The 21,447-nt window shown below is 62.3% G+C and carries 19 protein-coding genes and 1 riboswitch; of the genes, 11 read left to right on the top strand and 8 right to left on the bottom strand.

Annotation, left to right across the window (positions count from 1 at the left end; all coding sequences use genetic code 11):
• The first annotated feature begins 10 nt into the window (after positions 1 to 10).
• The 7 genes from PYR71_RS08525 (at position 11) to yghU (ending at position 6,495) form a co-directional block, all read left to right on the top strand.
• Positions 11 to 664 (top strand): GntR family transcriptional regulator, encoded by a 654-nt coding sequence (locus PYR71_RS08525; protein ID WP_183916768.1) that lies wholly within the window; start codon positions 11 to 13, stop codon positions 662 to 664.
• Between the two features lie 79 nt (positions 665 to 743).
• On the top strand, positions 744 to 2,000 hold the full coding sequence (locus PYR71_RS08520) for an ABC transporter substrate-binding protein (RefSeq protein ID WP_275618989.1): 1,257 nt from the start codon (positions 744 to 746) through the stop codon (positions 1,998 to 2,000).
• The gene (locus tag PYR71_RS08515) at positions 2,000 to 2,995 is read left to right on the top strand and encodes a carbohydrate ABC transporter permease (protein ID WP_275618988.1); all 996 of its coding nucleotides are present in this window, start codon (positions 2,000 to 2,002) and stop codon (positions 2,993 to 2,995) included. The genes PYR71_RS08520 and PYR71_RS08515 overlap by 1 nt, the downstream gene beginning before the upstream one ends.
• A complete protein-coding gene (locus PYR71_RS08510; RefSeq protein ID WP_183916774.1) occupies positions 2,992 to 3,819 on the top strand; it encodes a carbohydrate ABC transporter permease in 828 nt (275 codons plus the stop codon). The genes PYR71_RS08515 and PYR71_RS08510 overlap by 4 nt, the downstream gene beginning before the upstream one ends.
• Positions 3,820 to 3,821: 2 nt before the next feature.
• On the top strand, positions 3,822 to 4,913 hold the full coding sequence (locus tag PYR71_RS08505; RefSeq protein ID WP_275618987.1) for a Gfo/Idh/MocA family protein: 1,092 nt from the start codon (positions 3,822 to 3,824) through the stop codon (positions 4,911 to 4,913).
• Positions 4,914 to 4,930: 17 nt separating this feature from the next.
• The gene (locus PYR71_RS08500) at positions 4,931 to 5,311 is read left to right on the top strand and encodes a cupin domain-containing protein (protein WP_183916778.1); all 381 of its coding nucleotides are present in this window, start codon (positions 4,931 to 4,933) and stop codon (positions 5,309 to 5,311) included.
• A gap of 308 nt (positions 5,312 to 5,619) precedes the next feature.
• Positions 5,620 to 6,495 (top strand): glutathione-dependent disulfide-bond oxidoreductase, encoded by an 876-nt coding sequence (gene yghU, locus PYR71_RS08495; protein ID WP_275618986.1) that lies wholly within the window; start codon positions 5,620 to 5,622, stop codon positions 6,493 to 6,495.
• An 83-nt stretch (positions 6,496 to 6,578) separates the two neighbouring features.
• Here yghU and PYR71_RS08490 read toward each other — a convergent pair whose 3' ends face one another.
• Genes PYR71_RS08490 through PYR71_RS08470 form a run of 5 tightly spaced genes read right to left on the bottom strand, consistent with a single transcriptional unit; the run spans position 6,579 to position 12,547 of the window.
• Positions 6,579 to 8,093: an ABC transporter substrate-binding protein gene (locus PYR71_RS08490; protein ID WP_275618985.1), complete on the bottom strand. Its 1,515-nt coding sequence runs from the start codon at positions 8,091 to 8,093 to the stop codon at positions 6,579 to 6,581.
• Positions 8,094 to 8,112: 19 nt separating this feature from the next.
• Positions 8,113 to 9,822 (bottom strand): dipeptide ABC transporter ATP-binding protein, encoded by a 1,710-nt coding sequence (locus tag PYR71_RS08485; protein ID WP_275618984.1) that lies wholly within the window; start codon positions 9,820 to 9,822, stop codon positions 8,113 to 8,115.
• Positions 9,819 to 10,670, bottom strand: coding sequence for an ABC transporter permease (locus PYR71_RS08480; protein ID WP_275618983.1), 852 nt, complete (start codon positions 10,668 to 10,670; stop codon positions 9,819 to 9,821). Before PYR71_RS08480 ends, PYR71_RS08485 begins: the two co-directional genes overlap by 4 nt.
• Positions 10,667 to 11,605, bottom strand: a complete 939-nt coding sequence (locus PYR71_RS08475) for an ABC transporter permease (RefSeq protein WP_275618982.1) — start codon at positions 11,603 to 11,605, stop codon at positions 10,667 to 10,669. The genes PYR71_RS08480 and PYR71_RS08475 overlap by 4 nt, the downstream gene beginning before the upstream one ends.
• A 51-nt stretch (positions 11,606 to 11,656) precedes the next feature.
• Positions 11,657 to 12,547 (bottom strand): proline iminopeptidase-family hydrolase, encoded by an 891-nt coding sequence (locus PYR71_RS08470; RefSeq protein ID WP_275618981.1) that lies wholly within the window; start codon positions 12,545 to 12,547, stop codon positions 11,657 to 11,659.
• A gap of 128 nt (positions 12,548 to 12,675) precedes the next feature.
• On the opposite strand from PYR71_RS08470, the gene PYR71_RS08465 reads away from it, so the two are divergent.
• Together PYR71_RS08465 and PYR71_RS08460 are read left to right on the top strand one after the other, a co-directional pair.
• Positions 12,676 to 13,473, top strand: a complete 798-nt coding sequence (locus tag PYR71_RS08465; RefSeq protein ID WP_275618980.1) for a helix-turn-helix transcriptional regulator — start codon at positions 12,676 to 12,678, stop codon at positions 13,471 to 13,473.
• Between the two features lie 49 nt (positions 13,474 to 13,522).
• Complete coding sequence (locus PYR71_RS08460; protein ID WP_416340269.1) at positions 13,523 to 14,437, top strand: proline iminopeptidase-family hydrolase; 915 nt, start codon at positions 13,523 to 13,525, stop codon at positions 14,435 to 14,437.
• A 16-nt stretch (positions 14,438 to 14,453) separates the two neighbouring features.
• Here PYR71_RS08460 and PYR71_RS08455 read toward each other — a convergent pair whose 3' ends face one another.
• A complete protein-coding gene (locus PYR71_RS08455; protein WP_275618978.1) occupies positions 14,454 to 15,368 on the bottom strand; it encodes an acetamidase/formamidase family protein in 915 nt (304 codons plus the stop codon).
• 177 nt (positions 15,369 to 15,545) lie between these two features.
• On the opposite strand from PYR71_RS08455, the gene PYR71_RS08450 reads away from it, so the two are divergent.
• Together PYR71_RS08450 and PYR71_RS08445 are read left to right on the top strand one after the other, a co-directional pair.
• A complete protein-coding gene (locus tag PYR71_RS08450; RefSeq protein ID WP_275618977.1) occupies positions 15,546 to 15,800 on the top strand; it encodes a type II toxin-antitoxin system Phd/YefM family antitoxin in 255 nt (84 codons plus the stop codon).
• A complete protein-coding gene (locus PYR71_RS08445; RefSeq protein WP_275618976.1) occupies positions 15,797 to 16,219 on the top strand; it encodes a type II toxin-antitoxin system VapC family toxin in 423 nt (140 codons plus the stop codon). The genes PYR71_RS08450 and PYR71_RS08445 overlap by 4 nt, the downstream gene beginning before the upstream one ends.
• Positions 16,220 to 16,234: 15 nt before the next feature.
• Here the strand turns inward: PYR71_RS08445 and PYR71_RS08440 are convergent, their stop codons facing one another.
• Positions 16,235 to 19,708: an AAA family ATPase gene (locus PYR71_RS08440; RefSeq protein WP_275618975.1), complete on the bottom strand. Its 3,474-nt coding sequence runs from the start codon at positions 19,706 to 19,708 to the stop codon at positions 16,235 to 16,237.
• The gene (locus PYR71_RS08435) at positions 19,708 to 20,976 is read right to left on the bottom strand and encodes a metallophosphoesterase family protein (RefSeq protein ID WP_275618974.1); all 1,269 of its coding nucleotides are present in this window, start codon (positions 20,974 to 20,976) and stop codon (positions 19,708 to 19,710) included. The genes PYR71_RS08440 and PYR71_RS08435 overlap by 1 nt, the downstream gene beginning before the upstream one ends.
• Before the next feature lie 287 nt (positions 20,977 to 21,263).
• Positions 21,264 to 21,395: riboswitch (TPP riboswitch) on the top strand.
• Positions 21,396 to 21,447: the final 52 nt, after the last annotated feature.

Here is a 21,447-nt window from a genome sequence, read left to right as displayed (position 1 = left end):
ATGAATAGCCATGAACGCACCGCGCCACCTCACCCTTCGCGAGCGGATCTACGAGGAAATCGTTCGCCTGATCGTCTCGGGCGAACTGCCGAGCGGTGTATCGATCGATGAAAAGGAACTGACGGAACGCCTGCAGGTCAGCCGCACGCCGTTCCGCGAGGCGATCGGCACGCTTGCCAAGGAAGGGCTCATCGAGATCAAGCCTTATCGCGGTTTCTTCGTGCGCAGCTTCACGCCGAAAGAGATCGACGACCTCTATAATTTGCGCAAGACGCTCGAATGCTTCGCCGTCGAGCTCGCCGTTCCTGAAATGAGCGACCGGCATATCGCAAATTTCGAGCGTATCCTGGATGAGGCAGTGGCCGCATTGCGCCGTCGCGACATGGAAACCTACGGCATTCGCGACAAGGAATTCCACGAGACCATTGCCGAGCTTTCGGGGAGCGCGCCGCTGATCGAAACGCTGGCGCGGCTCGCACTGCAGATTCAGATCTGCCGCTCGATCGCCAATGAGAGCCGTGATCTGGCCGAAAGGGCGGCCGAAGAGCGCGATCAGATCCTGCAGGCGTTCCGGGCGCGCGACATTGGCCGCGCCAAGGCGCTGATGCACGCGCATATCAGCGATGTCCAGCAGGCCGTCATGGCACGCTTTCAGAAGGGTTAGCCGAAAGACATGAAGGGGAGGGAGGTCTCCTTCAGCAACCGAACAACAGGGGCCGTGGAGCGGCCCGGAGGAGGGAACAATGCTGAAATTTCTTGCCCGCAGCACTGCACTGGCGGCGATGATCGCCGCAAGTTCGCTGGCGGCACATGCCGAAACCCTGAAGATGTGGGGGCCCGAGCAGATCACCGAGCCGCTCGTCGCGCAGCTCTGGAACGGCATCAAGGCCGATTTCGAAAAGGCCAATCCCGGTGTGACCGTCGAATTCATGCCGCCGACCGGCACGATCAGCAACGGCGCGGTGCAGGCCGCCATACAGTCGGATGCCGGACCGGACGTGATCCTCACCAACTCCGGCATCGGCCGCGTCAGCGTCGTCAAGAACGCCAAGCAGGTCATGCCGCTCACCGAGCAATATGAAAAACGCGGCTGGAAGGACAAGATCTATCCCTGGCTCTACACCGAGCTGAAGGGCCAGTTCGGCGGCGAGATCTATGAGGTTCCCGATGGGCTCGATGCGCTGGGCATCTGGTACCACAAGGATATTTTCGCGCAGGCCGGCTGGAAGATCCCAGCCACCTGGAGCGAATTCGAAACGCTGATGAAGTCGATCGAGGAGACCGGCCTGCAGCCGATCGCCATCGGCCCGCGCACATCAGGTAGCGCCGGCCATCTCTTCGGCAACCTGCTGCAGTCGGCGAGCGGCAAGGAGGTGATCGGCAAGGCGCTGCGTCGCGAGATTGCCTGGGACGACCCGTCAGTCGCAGCCGGCGCCATCCGGCTGCAGAAGCTGGTCGAGGCAGGCGACATCAAGAAGGAAATGGCCGGCCTCGATCTCGACGGCGCCTCGCGCCTCTGGTTCAACAAGCGCGCCGCCATGTTTGTTGCCGGCCCGTGGTTCACCGCCAATGCCCGCAAGGCCGGTTATGATCTTACGAATGCCGGCTACGCGCCGATGCCGTCCGACATCAAGGGCGCGGCGATGCCGACCGGCGGCGTCGGCTGGAGCTGGCTGGTGCCGGTCAACTCGAGACAGCCGGAACTCGCGATGAAATGGATCGACTTCATGCTGTCCGATGCCGTGATGAAGAAGCGCGCCCAGGATCCGGCAAGCACGATGATCTATCCGCGCGAAATTCCAGGCCTCGAACCTCCGACTCCCGTGCTGAAGGATATCTTCGCCGCAGCCGTAGGCGGCGTCGGCTACAATCCGAGCGTCTATCTGCCGGGCACCGTGCTCGACACCTATTTCCAGGTCATCCAGGGCCTCATCTCCGGCCAGATCGGCGGCGAAGAAGGCATGAAGCAGATCCAGGCCAAAATGGCAGAGGCGAAATAGTGGTCATTCCCGAAACATCAGGCAGCAAGGTCGTGGCTCCTCTCAGGGATGCACGTGCCGTGGCGGGACATACGGGCGGCCTGTCTGTCCGTATGTCCAAACGCCGGGCGGCGAGGTCCGGCTCAGCCGATGGCGATGCCGGCACCGCATTCTGGCTGATTGCGCCAGCTCTCGGCCTCTATGCCGTCTTCACCCTGCTGCCGATCGCCGCCACCTTCTGGTTGAGCTTCAACAGCTCGTCCGGCTTCAACACCTCCGCGGTCTTCGTCGGCTTCGACAACTATGCCAAGGCGGCGCACGATCCGATCGTCTGGAAGAGCTTAGTCCATACCTTCGTATGGCTGGCTTATCATGTGGTGATGGCGGGCGGCCTCGGCCTGCTGCTGGCGCTTGCCGTCAGCCGGCTGAGGACCACCCAGGTCTTCTTCCGCACCGCGTTCTTCCTGCCGCATCTGGTATCTTTGGCCGTGGTCGGCGTCATCTGGGCCAATATCTACGATCCGTTTTTCGGCCTCTTGAATACGGCGCTGACGCGGATCGGGCTCGGCGCCTTCACTCAGGGTTGGCTTTCCGATCCGGCGCTGGTGCTCTTTTCCGTCAATCTCGCAAGCTCCTGGCAGGGTTTCGGCCTCTACATGCTGCTCTTCATCGCCGGCCTGCAGAATATCGACCGCTCGCTCTACGACGCGGCTGAGGTGGACGGCGCCAACGCCTTCCAGAAGCTGATCCATGTGACGCTGCCGGGGCTTCGTGAGGTGACGACCTTCGTCGTCTCGCTGGCGATGATCAACGGCCTGAAAGGCTTCGCCACGGTCTTCGTCATGACCAATGGCGGGCCATTCTACCAAAGCGAACTGATCACCACCTATATCTACCGGCTCGCCTTCCAATCCCAGGATCATGGACTGGCGGCAGTGCTCTGCATCCTGCTCAGCCTGCTGGCAATTGCCATCACCATCGTCTTCAACCGCTGGCGCGCGAGGCTTTCGCAATGAGTATGCGCAATCGCGAATGGCCGGTGGCGCTGGCGCTGACGCCTGTCTTGATCCTGATCCTCGCCCCCTTCGTCTGGCTGCTGATCTCCAGTTTCAAGACCGAGGCCGAGATCGGCCAAGCCGACCCTTTCACCTGGCCCGCCGACCTGATGTGGCGGAACTATCTGGACGCCTGGAAGATCGGCGGCTTCGGCGATCTCGTCGGCAACAGCCTCATCAATCTCGTCGGCGTCGTCGTCCTGTCGCTGATCACCTGCGCCCCTGCCGGCTATGCGCTCGCCAAGATCCGTTTTCCCGGCCGGGAATGGCTATTCTACGCCTTCATTCTCGGCCTCACCGTGCCGGTTCAGGCGATCGTCATCCCGCTCTACCAGGTGCTCTTCGGGCTCAACCTCGTCAACACGCTTGCTGGTATCGTGCTGGTGCAGGTCAGCAACGGAATTCCCTTCGGCATATTCCTGATGCGGAGCTTCTTCATCGGCGTGCCGGATGATCTGATCGAGGCCGCGAAGATCGACGGCGCTTCGCATCTCCAGATCCTCACCAAGGTCTTTCTGCCCATCTCAACGCCGGCGGTGCAGGCGCTCGTCATCATCAGTGCGCTCTCCACCTGGAACGATTTCTTCCTGCCGCTGATCGTGCTGATCAGCCCCGAAGTTCAGACGCTGCCGCTCGGGCTGGTTCGTTTCGCCAGCACCTACGCCTCCGATTACCGCTTGGTCTTCTCGGGCACCGTCATTTCGTTCCTGCCGATCATTCTTCTCTACATCCTGATGCAGCGCCGCTTCACCGAGGGCCTGACGCAGGGAGCAATCAAGGGCTGACCATGTCGCACCACGTCCAGCAGGAAATCCGCTACAATTTCGAATTCGATCACCGCATCAGGGCCTGCTTCATCGGCGCCGGCGGACATGCCTACCGCAATATTTACCCGGCGCTGCGGTATGCGCCGGTCGAGCTCGCCGGCATCTGCGATCTCGATCTTTCCCGCGCCGAAAAATTCGCCAAGCTTTTCGGCGCCGGCAGGGCCTATACCGATCACCGCGACATGCTGGAGCAGGAAAAGCCGGACTTGGTCTTTCTCGTCACCGCCTATCATCCCGACGGCCGGGTGCAGGCAACGGATCTGGCGCTCGACGCGCTCGCCGCAGGCGCGCATGTCTGGATGGAAAAACCGACCGCCGCGACTTCGGAAGACATCGAAAGGTTGCAGGCGGCAAGTGCCGCAGCCGGCCGCATGGTGATGACCGGTCTCAAGAAGACCTTCTTCCCGACCATCGAGAAGCTCAGGGACTTGATCGGCTCGCCCGGTTTCGGCCGGCTGACCTCGATCAATGTCCGCTATCCCCAAGCCCTGCCGAAGCCTGAAGAGCGCGCCGATCTCGTCAGGATGCAGAGCTTCCTCGACCATATCTATCATCCCGGCGCGATCCTCCATTTCCTCGGCGGCGAGATCGAACGCGCGAGCTATGAATGGGAGGCGCTGTCGGGGGCTACCGTCACCAGCCTGCGCTTCCGCTCCGGCGCGATCGGCACGCTGCATCTGGCGGCCGGCCAATCCGGCGGCAGCATCTTCGAGCGGGTCGAGATCATCGGCGAAGGGGCCAATGCCATCGTCGAAAACGGCAGCCGGCTAACCTACTTCCGTAAGGCGGACCTGCCGTCCTATGGCCGCGCCGCAAGCTTTATCCAGCCGGACGAGAATGCGGCGCTCATCTACGAGCCGGAGCATTCGCTCGGCCAACTCTACAACAACAACCTCTTCTATCTCGGCTATGTGGGAGAGATCCTGCATCTGACGGATGCGATCCTTTCCGGCACCTCAATCACCCGGGGCACACTTGAAATTGCCCGCGAGATCATGAAGCTCTTCGACTTTTTTAGACGCGCGGATGCCGGCGTCACCACCAATCTCTGAACGGGGGAAAGACAGCCTTGACCGAGACAGATATGATTTTCAGGAAAGCCGGCGGCGAATTCATGCCGACCACCTGGGGCGAACTCAACTGGAAGATCACCGGCGACGGCACGCCGGGCGCCGAGATGACTTTCGGCACCTGCCGCATCAATCCCGGCGAGCGCAACCAGCTGCATTCCCATCCCGATTGCGAGGAGATCCTCTATGTCGTTTCCGGCCATTGCGAGCACAAGCTCGGCGATGCACTTTACCGGCTCGAAGCCGGCGACGCCATCCGCATTCCCCGCAATGTGCGCCATTGGGCGCGCGCGCTCGGCACCGAACCGCTCTTCGCGCTGATCATGTTCTCCTCCGGCACCAGGACGGCGGTCAATCATGAAGGCGAGGGGGCGGCCTGAGCGTAACGCTGCGTCCCGGCACGGAGCGACCCGGCGAGAATTCATCTGCGGCATCAGGCCGGAACAGTTCGTCATCGCCGACGATGGAACACTGGCGAAAATCATCGTCGTCGAACCGACGGGCAGGCGTCTTGCGGAAGCGGAGCTCTCAGGCGGCCTTTCTCCTGCATTTGCTAATATTCTGACGATTGTGTGAAGCCGCCCCGACACCTGTGACAAACCCTCATCGCCTCTGCTATGTCAGCAAAAATGTGGTGGCCAGCCGATTGCCGCCGAACTCTATCCGACCAATGCCAGGAGTTTGAAAGATGAGCGGTTCTTCCGATTACGTACCACCGAAGGTCTGGACCTGGAACAAGGCGAATGGCGGCCAGTTCGCCAACATCAATCGCCCGATCGCAGGCCCGACACATGAGAAGGAGTTGCCGATCGGCCGTCATCCGCTGCAGCTTTATTCGCTCGGCACGCCGAACGGCCAGAAGGTCACCATCATGCTCGAGGAATTGCTGGCGCTTGGCCATAGCGGCGCCGAGTATGATGCTTGGCTGATCCGGATCGGCGATGGCGACCAGTTCGGAAGCGGCTTCGTCAAGATCAATCCCAACTCGAAGATCCCGGCGCTGATGGACCGTAGCGGCGACAAGCCGATCCGCGTCTTCGAGTCCGGCGCCATCCTCACCTATCTCGCTGAAAAGTTCGGGGCTTTCCTGCCGACCGAGCCGAGCGAGCGCGCCGAATGCCTGTCGTGGCTGTTCTGGCAGATGGGAAGCGCACCGTATCTTGGCGGCGGCTTCGGCCATTTCTACGCCTATGCTCCGACGAAGATCGAATATGCGATCGACCGCTTCGCCATGGAAGTGAAGCGTCAGCTCGACGTGCTGGATCGCCGCCTTGCCGAAAGCGAGTATCTGGCAGGCAGCCAATATACGATCGCCGATATTGCCGTTTGGCCGTGGTATGGCGGGTTGGTGAAGGGCTGGACCTACGGGGCAGCCGAGTTTCTGCAGGTCGAGGACTATAAGAACGTGCTGCGCTGGGCCGACGCCATCCACAGCAGGCCGGCCGTACAGCGCGGCCGGATGGTCAACCGCCTCTCCGGCGATCCCTCGACGCAATTGCACGAGCGCCACGACGCCAGCGACTTCGAAACCAGAACGCAGGACAAGCTGGCGGCTGCCGAGTAAGCAAGCCGCATCAGCGATTTGTGGCAGCAATAAATCAGGCTCCGCCGCCTTTAGGCGACGGAGCACTTACGAGCTGCCGGGCCTCAGTTCTTGACCGTATCTTCCAGAAAGAAACGGCCGAGCGGGTTCTGGTGGAAGTTCTCGATATTCTTGCGCGAGACGTTGATGTAAGGGCTGTAATAGAGGTCAATCCAGTTGACGTCGTCCTTGGCCATCTTCTGCAGATCGACATACATCTCTTGACGCTTCTTCGGGTCAAGCTCGAGACGCGCTTTGGCGACCAGTTCCTTGACCGCCTCATTCTTGTAGTTGGTCATATAATTATTGTTCGAATCGTGGCCGAGAACGAAGGTTGTCTTCTGGTCCGGATCGAGGATGTCGTTCGTCCAATAATTGACGGAGATGTCGTAGTCGCCCGCAACCGTCATGTCCCATTCCTGGCTCGGGTCGACCTTTTGCAGGTTGGCGGTAATGCCGGCCTTCTGCAACTGCTGCTGGACCAGCACGGCCGTCTGTTCGTCGACTTCGTCACCGGCGCGGATCAGATAATTGAGCGTCAGGTCGGAAGCGCCAGCAGCAATCAGCATCTCCTTCGCTTTTTCAGGATCGTAGGGCCGCTGCAAATTATCGGCGAAATAATAAAGCGCGCCTTTCGGAATGTAAGAGTTGGCGACCGTGCCCTGACGGAAGGTGACGGCGTCGACGATCGCCTTCTTGTCGATCGCCAAGTCGAGCGCCTGGCGGACTTCCTTCTTGGCGAGCGCTCCGTGCGCATGGTTGATCAGAAGATGATCCTCGCGAGTCGAGGAATCGATGTCAACGTTGAGGTTTGTATCCTTCTTCAGCTCCTCGACCCGGGAAAACGGTACAAAGATCGCCGCATCCAGCTCGCCGGCCTGGACGTTGAGCATCCGGGTATTGTCGTCGGGTACGGAGATCCACTCCACGCCGTCGAGCTTGACGCGGTCGGCCTGCCAGAAGTTCGGGTTCTTCTTCAGGATAATGCGGTCGCCACGCCGCCATTCCTCGACGGTGAAGGCGCCGGATGCGACCGGCTTTTCGGCATAGGCATCGGCGCCTAGCGCTTCCATGCCCGCCTTCGAAATGACGGAGGCGTTCGGCAGCGCCAGCGTTGACAAGAACGGTGCCGACGGATTCTTGAGCTTGATCGTCAGCGTATGCGCGTCGGTCGCAGCCGCCGTGTCGATCACCTTGTAGGAATCGCTCCAGAGCGAGGCAGGGTGGTCGCGGATGCGCAGCAGGCTGTAGGCGGCGTCCTCCGCCGTCAGCGGCGAACCGTCCGAGAATTTCGCATTGCGGATCTTGAAGGTGTAGGTCAGGCCGTCATCCGAGGCGGTCCAGCTTTCAGCAAGGCCCGGCTCCAATTTCGTGCCCGTCTTGTCGACGCGGATCAGCACGTCATAGACGTTGGAAAACACCCAGTTGTCGATGTTCTGCGCGGTCTTGATCGGATCGAATGTCGTCGAATCCTCACGGCGGCCAATGGTGAGTACACCGGCGGCCTCGGCATAACTGGCGCTGAGGGCCAGACCGGCGAGCAAGGCTGCAAGCCCGATTGATTTCCACCTGTTTGTCATGTGTTCGTTCCCTTCGTTGTTATGGCATGCGTTTGATGGGCTGGATCGGCATCGAATGCGGATCGTCCTTGCCGTCGGCGTGCTGAAGCAGCCGCTTGTCAGGATCGATGTTGGGAATGGCGGCGATCAGCGCCGCCGTATAGGGATGCTTCGGCCGCGCGAAGACCTCTTCGGAGCGGCCTTCCTCGACGATTTCGCCGCGATACATCACGACGACGCGTTCGCAGAGATTGTGGACGATTGCGAGATCATGGGCGATGAAGATCAGCGTGAGGTTCATCTTCGCGGTAAGCTCGCGGAAGAGCTCGATGATCTGCGCCTGAATGGTGACGTCGAGGGCGGCGACACATTCGTCGGCAATGATCATCTTCGGGTCGACGGCGAGCGCCCGGGCAATGCCGGCGCGCTGGCACTGGCCGCCGCTCATGCTGCGCGGTTTGCGGCCGGCGAATTCGCGTTCGAGGCCGACGAGATCGAGCAGCGCTTCGATCCGCGCCGGGATATCCGCCTTGGCCACTTTGCCCTGCACCTTCAGCACCTCGGCAAGCATCTGCCCGATCGTCAATCGCGGATTGAGCGCGTTATAGGGGTCCTGGAAGACCATCGCCGTTTCGCGCCTGAGCTTTGCCAGGCCCGCGCGCTTCTGTGGTGCCAGATCGACGCCGTCGAAGGTGACATGACCGGAGGAAAGGGGCGTAAGGCCAAGCACGGCGCGGGCAAGCGTGCTCTTGCCGCTGCCGGATTCACCGACGATGCCGACCGTCTCCCCGGCCATGATCCGCAGGCTGACGCCGGAAACCGCGCTGACCGTCTTGGCGCCGCCCTTCAGCAGGCCGCCGCCGGCTCTGAACTGCACATGGAGATCGTCGATTTCAAGCAGTGGTCGCGCCGTCCGGTTGGCGTCCGCGACGTCGGGCGACGAGGTGGAAGTCTCGCCAGATATCGAAGGGTGGCTGTCGATCAGGCTGACTGTATAGGGATGCTGCGGCCGTGCGAGGATCGCCCGCTTCGGCCCCGCTTCAATCAGCTTGCCGCCGCGCATCACGGCAATGCGGTCGCAGGTCTGGGCGACAATGCCGAGATCATGGGTAATGAGAATGATCGACAAGCCGCGCCGGTCGCGAATATCGATCAACAGCCGCAGGATCTGTGCCTGGATGGTCACATCGAGCGCCGTCGTCGGCTCGTCGGCAATCAGGATTTTCGGGTTGCAGGAGAGAGCCACGCCGATCATCGCCCGCTGCCGCATGCCGCCGGAAAATTCGTGCGGATAGCTGTCGTACTGACGCTTCGGATCGGGGAAGCCGACCTGCGCCAGGATATCCGTTGCAGCGGCGCGGGCCTCGCGGGCGCCGAGCCCCTCGTGATAGCGTATGCCCTCGGCGATCTGCTCGCCGACCCGCATCACCGGGTCGAGATGGCTGGTCGGGTTCTGGAAGACCATGCCGATCTCGCCGCCGCGCACCTTCAGCATCTCGCCGTCGTCGACCCGCATCAGGTCGCGCCCTTCGAGCAACACGGATCCGCTTTCGATCTTCAGGAGCGAAGAGGGCAGCAGCCGCACCAGGGAGCGGCAGAACAGGCTCTTGCCCGAGCCGCTCTCGCCAACGAGGCCGAGAACCTCGCCCTTACCGAGGTCGAGCGAGACTGCATCGAGCAGCGTGCGCGGGCCGGAATCGAGATGGGCACTGACTGTGAGATCGCAGACGGAGAGCAAGGAGCCGCTCATTCGTGCACCCCCAGCAATTCACCCAGCGCATCGCCCAGCATGCTGAACCCGAAGGCGAGGCAGACGATGGAAAGGCCGGGGAACAGGGTAATCCACCAGGCCGTGGTGATGAAGCTCTGTCCTTCCGCGACCATGACGCCCCATTCGGCGATCGGCGGCTGGACGCCGAGGCCGAGATAGCTGACGGCGGCGCCGCTGAGCAGTACCAGGGTCGCATCCGACATCGAAAAGACGATCGATCCGGCGATCGCGTTCGGCAGCAGGTGGCGGAACATGATGCGCGGGCGGCTGAAACCGAGGCTGACGGCGGCAACGGCATAGTCGCTGCCTTTCAGCACCAGCATCTGCGCCCGGATCAACCGCGCATAGGACACCCAGCCGACCAGCGCCATCGATATGTAGAAGCTGCCGAGACCGGGACCGAGGATCGCGATGATCGACAGCATCAGCACGAGAAAGGGGAAGGCGAGGATGATATCGACGAGACGCATGAACAGCGCGTCGACAATGCCGCCGAAGAAGCCGGCGACCGTGCCGACCGTCGTGCCGATCAGAAAGGGGAAGATGACGCCGATCAGCGCCATCTGCAGGTCGATGCGCGCGCCCCAGATGACGCGAGACAGGATATCGCGGCCGAAATTGTCGGTGCCGAACGGGTGAAGCAATGACGGCGCCTGCAGCCGCATTTCGGCATTCTGCATGATCGAGTCATAGGGCGCGATGATGGGCGCGCCGACTGCCAGCAGGACGAAAAACAGCAACAGGCCGGCACCGACGGCAAGCATCAGCCGCCGGCGGAAAAACCGGCGCCAGCCGGGCGATGCAGGCACGATCGCCTCGACGCTCATAACTTCACCCTCGGATCGACGGCGACAGTGACGATGTCGGCGATGAAGTTGATGAGCACGGTGGCGCAGGCAAAGACCATGGCGACGCCCTGTACCACCATGTAGTCACGCGAGAAGATCGCCCTGACGAGCAGTTGTCCCATGCCGGGCAGGGCAAAGACGCTCTCGACCACCACCGTGCCGCCGATCAGCCAGCCGATGTTGACGGCAAGCAGATTGATGGTCGGCACTAATGAATTCGGCAGGACGTGCCGCCAGAAGACGACGCCTTCGGGCATGCCGCGGGCGCGCGCCGCCGTCGCGACATCCGATTTCAGCTGCTCGATCATCGCTGCCCGCAGGCTGCGCGTCAGCACCGTCGAAAGCGACAGCGCGACCGTCAGGCTCGGCAGCACGAGATGCGACAGCTTTTCGCCGATCGTCGCACCATAGCCCGAAACCGGCAGCACACCGAGTTCGACGCTGAAGAGGATGATCAGCATCAGTCCCAGCCAGAAAGGCGGAAAGCCGATGCCGAAGGTCGAGACGATACGCACCGCATGGTCCGGCGCGCGACCGGCATTGCGCGCGGCGATCGCCGCCATCGGCACCGCGATCAGCACCGACAGCGCGACGCTGGAGACGACGAGCGCAAGCGTCGGCTCGATGCGAGTGACGATCAGCTTCAGCACGTCGATCTTGTAGAGGATCGACTTGCCCATCTCGCCATTGGCGAGGTTCTTGAGGAAATAGAGATATTGTAGCCACATCGGCTGATCGAGGCCGTATTGGGCGCGGATGCTGGCAAGGGCCGCAGGCGTTGCGCGCGTGCCGAGGATGTTGCGGGCGGGATCACCGGGGATCAAGCGGACCAGAATGAAAGTGATGACGCTGATGCCGAAAATGACGGGCAGGAACTGCAACGGTCGCGTCAGAACGAATTTATAGCGATGCATGACGGCGATCGCCCCTTTGACTTCGTCGGCTCCGGTCCACTGCCTCTTGCATCAGCCTGCCTCGTGCCGGGCCAGAAAATCGAGAAGCGCCGGATAATAATCCTGCGGGTTCTCATAGAAGGGCATATGGCTGGCATTGGCAAACACCTTGAGCTCGGCATTCGGCAGCGCCAGCTTCATCCTCAGCGCGCAGGCCGGTGTCAGCTCGTCATGTTCTCCCGCAGTGATCAGCACCGGCAGCGTCAGCCGCGGCAGATCGGCAATGCGGTTCCAGTCCTTGAGGTTGCCGATATAGAGAAACTCGTTCGGCCCCTGCATCGTCTCATAGGGCGCCATGTTCCAGTCGTCGAGCGAGCGGCGGACCGGCGCCGGCCATTCCGGCAGACGGCAGACATGGCGGTAGTTGAGGATGGTGACGGCGGCGAGATATTCGGGATGCTTATAGGTGCCCTGCGCCTCGTGCTTCTGCATCATCGCGACGGTTTCGGGACCGAGTGCCGCGCGCAGCCGTTCCAGTTCCGAAATCAGATGCGGCATGTCGGCGACAGTATCCTCGAGAATCAGCGTCTTGAGGTTCTGAGCGTAAGTCAGCGCATACTCGATCGCCAGCCACCCGCCCCAGGAATGGCCGAGCATGTGGACCTTGCCGAGCCCCAGCGCCTTGCGCAACGTTTCCGTCTCCTGGACATAACGGCCGATCTTCCAAAGTGAGAGATCGTCCGGCCGGTCTGAAGCGCCGGTGCCGAGCTGGTCGAAAGCAATGATGCGATAACCCTTGTCGACGAGACAGGAATGCGCCTCGCGCAGGTAATCGCAGGGCAGACCCGGCCCGCCGTTCAGGCAGAAAATTGTCTCGCTGCCGGTCCCGAAACTGTAGGCAACGACGCGATAGCCATCGACACCGATCTCGAATCGCTCGTCCGGCTGTATTTCACGCCACATTGACCGCTCCGGCAGAAGGTTTCACTTGCTCAATATTTGGGCGTGGCTAATTTTTTACCGCAAATCGCGTTCCGTGCCAGCTATAAGAAGTGATAGGGTAGGGCGCCACGTCGAAACCGGAGCAGCCCATGCTTGACGAAATCGGAACGATCAGACGGCAGTTCACAGCGCATGAAACGCTGGACGGCCGGATCGACCAGGCCTTCGAGGCGATGAAGCAGATCGGTTTCGAGGCGCTGATCTACGACTATACGCCGGTGCCCTACGATCTCGACGGCGCGATCATGATACCGTCGCTGCTGAAGCTCAGGAACATTTCGGACGACATGCATGATTACTGGTTCGATCGCGGTTATTTCCGCATCGATCCGGTGCAGCAGGTGGCGCTGCGCACCTCCGCACCCTTCTTCTGGAATTACGATCCCGATGCCGACACGCTGATCAAAGGCTTCATGAGCGAGGACACCGCGCCGGTGACGCGTTATCTGAGCGAACGCGACATGTCGACCGGCGTCACCGTCCCGGTTCACATGCCACGCGGCGACTATGCCACCGTCACCGGCATCCGCTTCGGCCGCAACAACGATTTCGAACGGCATGCGCTGCGCTATATTGCCGACTTCAACCTGCTTGCCCATGTCTTCCACGAGACCGCCTATTCGCTTTTCGACCGGAAGGCGAGGAGCGTCGGCACGGTCCGACTGACAGAGCGGGAGCGCGAATGCCTGCGCCATTCGGCGGAAGGTTATTCGGCCAAGGAAATCTCCCGCATCATTGACCGCTCCGTGCCGACCGTGGTCATGCATCTCAATGCGGCGGCAAAGAAGCTCGGAGCCCGCAACCGCACGCAGGCCGTCGTGCGCGCCACCCATTACCGCCTGCTCGAAGAGCGGCAGACGCAGACCTGGCCACCCTATAACTTGTGATAGCTGCCGTCGTCGCTACCGCCGCGTTATGGTCTTCAACAGACCAGAGATGGAGACGCCGGTGACCAAAATCGCGACGAATGAAGCTTATCTGCCCTTTCGCGACTATCGCACCTGGTATCGCATCACCGGCTCGCTGGAGAGCGGCAAGCTGCCCCTCGTCGTCGCCCATGGCGGACCCGGCTGCACGCATGATTATGTCGATTCCTTCAAGGATATCGCTGCCCTCGACGGCCGCCCGATCATCCATTACGACCAGCTCGGCAACGGCAATTCCACCCGGCTTCCGGACAGGGGCCCGGATTTCTGGACGGTCGGCCTGTTTCTTGAAGAGCTGGACGCGCTGCTTACCCATATACGCATCCAGCATCGTTATGCCTTCCTCGGCCAGTCCTGGGGCGGCATGCTCGGCGCCGAGCACGCGGTGCGCCGGCCGCCAGGCCTGAAGGCGCTTGTCATCGCCAACTCGCCGGCCAATATGCACACCTGGGTTTCGGAAGCGAACCGGCTGAGGCAGAAACTGCCGAAAGAGGTGCAGGACACGCTGCTCAAACACGAGCTGGCCGGAAGCCTCACCGATCCTGACTACGTCGCCGCCTCACGAGTCTTCTATGACCGTCATGTCTGCCGTGTGGTTCCGTGGCCGCCGGAAGTGGCGCGGACCTTTGCCATAATGGATGAGGACAACACGGTCTACCGCAACATGAATGGCCCGACCGAATTTCACGTCATCGGCACGATGAAGGACTGGACGATCGAAGACCGGCTCGACCGCATCGAGGCGCCGACGCTGCTGATTTCGGGCAAATATGACGAGGCGACGCCCTTGGTGGTAAAGCCCTATGTCGACCGCGTGCCCGGCTGCGAATGGGTGCTCTTCGAAAATTCCAGCCACATGCCGCATGTCGAGGAAAAACAGCTTTGCCTGGAGACCGTTTCCGGCTTTCTGTCGCGCTACGACTGAAGCAGATGCCCACTCGTCACAATCGGCGGACCAGCCATTTCTTGGCGACACGGCAGGCCATCGTATAGGCCGGATCGAAGACATTGCCGATATCGTAACGCACCACCTGGCCCAGCAGATGGCTTGCCGCCGTTCTGTCGAGGCCGTAATCCGAGGCCAGCCAGGTCAGCATTTCGCTGGTGGCATGCTGAAGCGCCTGATCGAGGGGCCTGGCATTGCCAATGGTGAAGATGTCTTCGGTGGTTTCTCCGCGTGGCCAGACCAGTCCGGCCTTCTTTTCCACCGTCAGCCGCACCGTGACTTCGAAAGTGGTCTCGACGCCGGTGCCGACGATTTCACCATCGCCCTGCACAGCATGGCAATCGCCGAGAAAGAACAGCGCGCCGGGAGCCGATACCGGAAAACGAACCGTCGTGCCGGGACCGAACAGGCGATAATCCATGTTGCCGCCATATTCGCCGCTAGTCGCCGTCGAGATCGCCTGGCCGAGGCCGGGCGCCACCCCGAAACAACCGATCATCGGGGCGAGCGGCAGAACGAAATTTTCGAGGCCGGCGACCGGCTCGGACAACCGGACGGTCAGCGCTTCGCGGTCGATAGCCCAGATGGCGACATCCCGCGGCGGCAGGTCGCGAACCGTTTCGGGATCGATGACATTGGCCGCGACGATGCTGCGGGTAAAACCAGTGTCCCTTGTCGGTATCATGCTGATGATCTCGACCTTCAGCGCATCTCCGGGTTCGGCGCCATCCACGAAGATCGGGCCGTTCATCGGGTTCGGACCGGATGTCCGCCGGATGCCGTCCTCGTCAAAACCGATGGCATCGAGCGTCTCGGTGACGACGGTATCGCCATCGGCGATATGCAGCGCCGGCGCAAGTGAGCCGAGAACATTGTGAAAGCGCGTCGGAATGAAGCGGTGAGTGGTCATGAGAATACAGCTCTCGCTCGTTTCGAATGCCAGGGGGCCGCGGCTGGTCTGCCCGGCGGAGAGTCCAGACTAGATCAGAGATTACCTGGGAAGCCAACATGCCCGAGGCATGCGATCTGATCTTGCCCGCATCCTCTCAATGCTAAATGTAGGTATGTACCTACATGGAGATGCGTTATGAACGTGACAAGTCTTTCCAGCCGCGAACTCAATCACGATGTGAGCAGGGCAAAGAAGGCGGCGCAAAATGGTCCTGTCATTATTACGGATCGTGGCAAGCCATCCCACGTGTTGATGACCTACGACGAATTCGAGCGTCTCACCGGCAAGCGCCGCAGCCTGGTCGATGCTCTCTTCATGCCGGGCTTATCAGATATCGACTTCGACCCGCCTCGTGTTGAGATCGCACCGAGCGGGGTCGATCTCTCATGAAATATTTGCTGGATACCAATGTTGTTTCCGAATTGCGTAAGGTCGGAGACGGCAAGGCAGATGCTAATGTGGTCGCATGGGCGGGGGCGCAAGATACCGCGAGCTTATGCATCTCCGCCATCACGATCCTGGAGCTGGAGCGGGGAATACTCGACGTGCAGCGCCGTGATGCGGCGCAGGGGGCTCGCCTGCGTGCATGGATGGAAAATCAGGTGCGGCCCGCATTCGCCGGCCGTATCCTGCCGGTCGATGACGCGATCGCCACACGCGGCGCGCATCTGCATATTCCGGATCGGCGCAATGAAGTGGATGCTCTGATTGCCGCAACCGCCCTGGTTCTCGACCTGACCGTGGTTACGCGCAATGTCCGGGATTTCGAAGGCGCGGGCGTTGTCGTGTTGGATCTGTGGCAGGGCTGATGTCTTTGCGTCCGGTCATGGCAGCTGATGTATGGTGACATCTGGAACAACGTGCCGCGCGATCTCGCAGAGATGCCAGTGATGGGTGAGGTAGATGACCTGCCCAACCTTTGCCATTGCGCCGAGAAGGCGGAAAACCTCTTCGGAGCGGGGATTGTCGAAGCTCTCCATAATGTCGTCGGCGATGAAGGGCACGGGCGGGCGAAGCGCCGCGAATTCCTCATAACCCGCCAGCCGAAGCGCGAGATAGAGCTGGAACTGCGTGCCGGTCGACATCGCATCTGCAAGCTTCGAGCCGCCGTCGCGTGACACGCCGATCAGTACTTCTTTGTCCCGGTCGGGCTGGGTCGTGAGGCCGGAATAGTTGCCGCCGGTGATCAGGTGAAAGGCTTCCGATGCGCGGTTCATCATCGAGCTGCGGTGTTTTTCGCGATAGATGCGCAGCGCCTGTTCGGCCGCCAGCGTGCCGGCGCGCAGCGTCAGATGCCGCACGGCCAGTTCTTCGATCTCAAGGAAGATGGTTCGGCGTTTGGCTTCGATCCGCGCCACCGCGTCATCTCCGCCGACGGCCTCGAGCTTCTGCCGCGCCAGCGACACGTCGGAATAGAGAAGCTTGGCCCGCTCGGTGAGATCCTCGATCCGGGCGCCGAGCTCGATCGCATCGCGCTCGGCCGCATCGGCGTCGATATCGGCAAGGCGGCGTTCGGCTTCGGAAAAACTTGCCGCGCGCAATGCCTCGGCGATCTGGCCGCGCAAGGTAGCGGCCCGCGCCTCCAGCCGGTCCCGCTCTCTTGCCTGGTTCAGGAATACTTCGACCGAGGCAAGCGAGTCCGTGCCGAAATAGCCGGTCAGTTCGTTCCTGCGGGCATTGTGAACGGCAAGTTCTTCCTCTAGCGCCCGGCGTTTCTCCAACTGTTTTTCGAGATCCGCCTGCCGGTCTGCCCGAAGCTGTGCGGCATGCCGCGCCGCCTCATGGCGTTCCACCAGCGCATTGGCCGATGCGAGCGTATCGGAGACCAACCGGCTGAGGCCGCAGTCCGCGAGAAGAGCGGCGATATCCCCGCGGAACTGCTCCTGGTCGCGCTCCATCGCGGCAACGCGGCTTGCGAGGTCGTCCCGCTCCTTCAGGATGGCGGGCAGTGCGGCGAGCGCATCCAGCACGGCGCGGACGGCGGCCATCGAGCCAGCCTTGTGGGCAAACCAGGTTCGCGACAGCGCCTCCGCCCATTCCCGGTTCCAGGCCGCGACCGCAGCTTCCGCCTCCTGCCGGTCTCGCTCGCGTTCCCTGACATCGCGGTCGAGATCGCCGATTGTCTTCTCGTGCGCCTGCCGCGCCGCCTGTTCGGCTTTGCAGGCGGCGAGCATATCGCTCGCCGCCTGCATCAGCGCGGCGACCGGCAGATCCTCGGCGCCACCATGGCCCGCATCCGCAAGGCTCGCTGCAAGCGTTGCGGCATGGCTGTCCAATTCGCCGCGAAGTGCCTCCACCGCGTCTTCGGCCCGCTGCAGTTCGTCCCAGGCGGCCAGCGCTGCGGCTCGCTTGGTGCTCCATGCCTCGAGTGCTGCTATGCTCGGCGAAGCTTCGGCGTCATATTCGATTGCCTCGGGCAGGAGGCCACGGATGCCCTCGGCAAGCACATCATGTTCGGCGCGCGCCTCGCTAAGCAATTCCGTTTGCCGTTCGATCGCCGCCGCCGTTGCCGCTTCGGTCAGGCGGAGCTGACGCAGCTCGGCAAGTTCCTGCGCGCGTGACAGCCGGCCGGCGGACACGACATCGTCCTGGCGCATCCGCTCTTCGAATGTCCGGGCGGTGGCGGCATTCAGGCTGGCAAGATGCGCCTGCCAGGCGGCATCGCGTTCATCGCGCAGCCTCGCGGCCTCGGCATCGTCGATCGAACCACCGGCGACGAAGGCCGCGATCCGGGCTTTGGTCAGCGCCTGTTCGGTGCCCAGATCGCGCAGCCGTGCCTCGTGATCCGCAATCCGCTTGTCGATGGAGATCGCCTGGCCACGCCAAGCCTCGGTCTGCCGAGGCTCCGCCGCGCTCGTCCGCTGCAGAGCGACGGCATCACCTGACCAGGGCGCAAGCTGTGCGAACTGCTTCTCCTGTATTCGCTTCGCCTGCACGAGTGTGCGTTCTTCCACGGTGAGCCGCGTTGCGAGATCGGACCCGGCCAGCCGGCTCAGGGCCGCCTCGATGCGGCCGAGACGTGCGGGATCGAGGATCGCGGCTCCATTTTGCGAGCCGCCTTCCTTGTTCAGCCTTTCGAGATTCTCGCGCGCTCGCACCAGTTCGCGGCCTGCGGCAGCCAGGTTGGCCTCGACGCCGGAACGTCGCTCGATGAGATCGCGGATGATGCCGATCAGCGAGGCGGGCAGGAGCAGCGCCTCGGGCGTCGCATGGCCCGGCTGCTCGAGATCGGCCAGCAGCCGCACCAGCTCGCCTTCCTGTTCGGCCAGCGCCAGCCGGCGCTTCGGCAGGTCGCTTTCAGCCGCGAGATAGCGCACACGCCCCTGATCCAGCATGTCCATATGCGCGGCGATCGCCAGCGCCTTGTCGTCGATCGTGATCGCCTCGATCTCGTCGGCAAGCTGGCGCAGCGTGCGGTCGGCGGTTTCGACAAGCGCCTGCAGCCGCGTCTCGTCGCGGAAAAGCTGCGGCAGCAGTGTGAACCATTCGGCCGGCGGCCGCGGCAGATCGCCCATGCCAGCTGCGTCGGCGTCCAGCCGCCGGAGTTCCAGCGCCGCCGGCAGGGCGCCAAGAAGACGCGTCAGCTCCTGGTGCCGCGCCTTGGCCTCGGCCAGTTTCCGCGTCGTGGCGGCATAGGCGGCGTCGGCCTGCTCGAGGGTCGATTTCAGGCCCGAATAGGTGGAGGCAAGCGTGTCGATGGCATTGCGCTCGGCCTTCAGCGCTTCGAGCGAGCGTTTGAGTTCCGCAAGCTTCGTGCTCGACGACCGCTTCTTGTGAATCCCATTGGCTTCGTCGACGGCCGTCACCAGCGAGCGGCTGAGGCCGGCGAGACCCGAGCTTGCCGAGAACAGCAACTCGCCGAGCTCGCCCTTGCTTTGAATGATGGCGTTGCCGCCTTCCTTGAGCGACTGGTCGTCGAGCGAGAACATGGTGCGATAGGCCTCGCGGCCGACGCCGCCGAGCGCGCCCGCGAGCAGCGCCTCGTTCACAGCCTGTCCCCGATCATCGACGAGGCTGCCGGTCCGCAATTTTAGCCGCGCCAGCTCGTGGTGCGCGCCACCGAATTCCAGCCGCGCACCGACCTTCATCGTATTGTAGGGATGCAGGAAATTATAGGTGCTGCGCTCGCCTATGCCGTAGAGCAGATCGAGATAGGCGGCGAAGGTGGTCGACTTGCCCGCTTCGTTGAGGCCATAGACGATGTGCAGATCGGGCGAACCCGGTCGGACCGCGCCGAAGTCGATCGAGTGGTCGGTGAACTTGCCATAACGGATGAGGTCGAGACGGCGCAGGCGCATCAGCTGTCTCCCCGCTCCGCGGCCTTCATCCGGGCAGCGATGTCCTCGGCGCCGTCAGCGAGAAGGCTGTCGATGAAGCGTTCGAAACCCGCCTCGTCATGTCCGGCAAAGGCCCGGCTTTCGGGCGGCAGGTCGGCGAGCAGGTCGCGAACCATCTCCCTGACATCGTCGCGAAAGCCGCTGCGGGCGATGACCTCGTCCCGCATCAGCGCGCCGAGTTCGATGACGGGATCGGCGGCGGATTCGGCTGCGAGGATCGAGGGCGCTTCGAAGGCGAGTTCCAGCTTCTCGATCCAGGTTCGGCCGATCCGGTCACCGCGCTGCTCGGCTTCCGCCTGCATGAGGTCGACATCGCGGCGAAGCTGCCAGGAGAGCGGCGTGCGACCGGAAAGCCTGAGGCGCGCGACGAGATGCGGCGAGGCCGTATGGTCGCGCTGCGCCGTCAGTGCCGCTTCGATCGCCATGGCCGCATCACGCCAATCATCGACACCCGTGAGGTCGACATCGACGCGCTCGAACTGCGCGATGCTGGTGCGCCGCTCCTCGACCGTCACCGTCCGGTCGTCCGCCACGGTCACCAGCGAAACGGTTTTGACGCCCGACTCGTTGATGTCGCGGCCTTGCGGCATGCCGGGCATGATGATCGTCGCCGTGCCGGGATACTGGCTCCGCTGATGAAGATGCCCGAGCGCCCAGTAGTCGAATCCCCAGGCGTGAAGGTCGAGTACGTTGCAGGGCGCATAGACGTCATGGCCGGCGGATCCGGCAAGGCTCGTATGCATGATGCCGATATTGACCGCTCCCGCCACCGGCGGCTTGTACTTCGGCAGAAGCGGGTCCGGCGCTTGCGGCTTGGCAAAGCTCAGACCGTGGATCGCGATCGACAGGCTGCCTTTTGTCGCCTCCACGGTCTCGGCATGGCCGCCGAAGATCTTCACCGTGTGGGGCATCACCAGCTCCCTGGCGATCTTCGACATCGCGTCGTGATTGCCGCGAATCTTGAAGACACCAATCCCCGCCCGGTGCAGCCGTTCCAGCTGGCTTGCCAGGAAGCGCGCCGTCTTCATCGACGTCTGCTCGCCGTCATAGAGATCGCCGGCGATAACGAGTGCATCGACCTGCTCCTCGAGGCAAAGGTCGACGATCACGATCAGCGCCTGCCGGCTGGCGTCACTCACGAGATCGGCCAGCTCGGCGTTGCGAAGCGCCAGGGAACGCAGGGGAGAGTCGAGATGGAGATCGGCAGTGTGGACGAAACGATAGGCCATGAATGCAAAAGCCGCGTGGATAGGACGATGAGCCGGTGCCGTCGGACAGGTGAACGCGCGGTCGCTGTCCTGACCGTGAGCATGAGACTATGGAGCACGCCTCCAAGGGGCGCGAGCGAAATGGGCCGGCAAACCGGCCCATCCACAATCAATGTTGGTAGACCGGCGCCGGTACGGCCGCCGGCACACTCTGCGATCCCAGCCGATCGGCGACCAGCATCGACAGCCACTGCCTTGAAACGCAAAAGGGCTTCTTGACACAAAGGCCGCTGCGGTCTTTGATGGCCAACATTCACCAGGGGTGTCCCGGCAAGGGGCTGAGATTCTGCTAGACGATACGGCTTTGCCTGTTGTGGCGCAGTGACCCGTTGAACCTGATCCAGTTCATACTGGCGTAGGGACGGTGCGGACGCTGCGGCTGTTGGGCGGATTTTCGCTTTGTCGCGCAAGGCGTCTTTCCATCATTCCAAC

This window comes from Rhizobium mulingense (assembly GCF_029194105.1).
Lineage (GTDB): Bacteria > Pseudomonadota > Alphaproteobacteria > Rhizobiales > Rhizobiaceae > Rhizobium > Rhizobium mulingense.
Note: the sequence above shows the minus strand (reverse complement) of the source record. Positions and strands in the feature narration are given on the sequence as shown.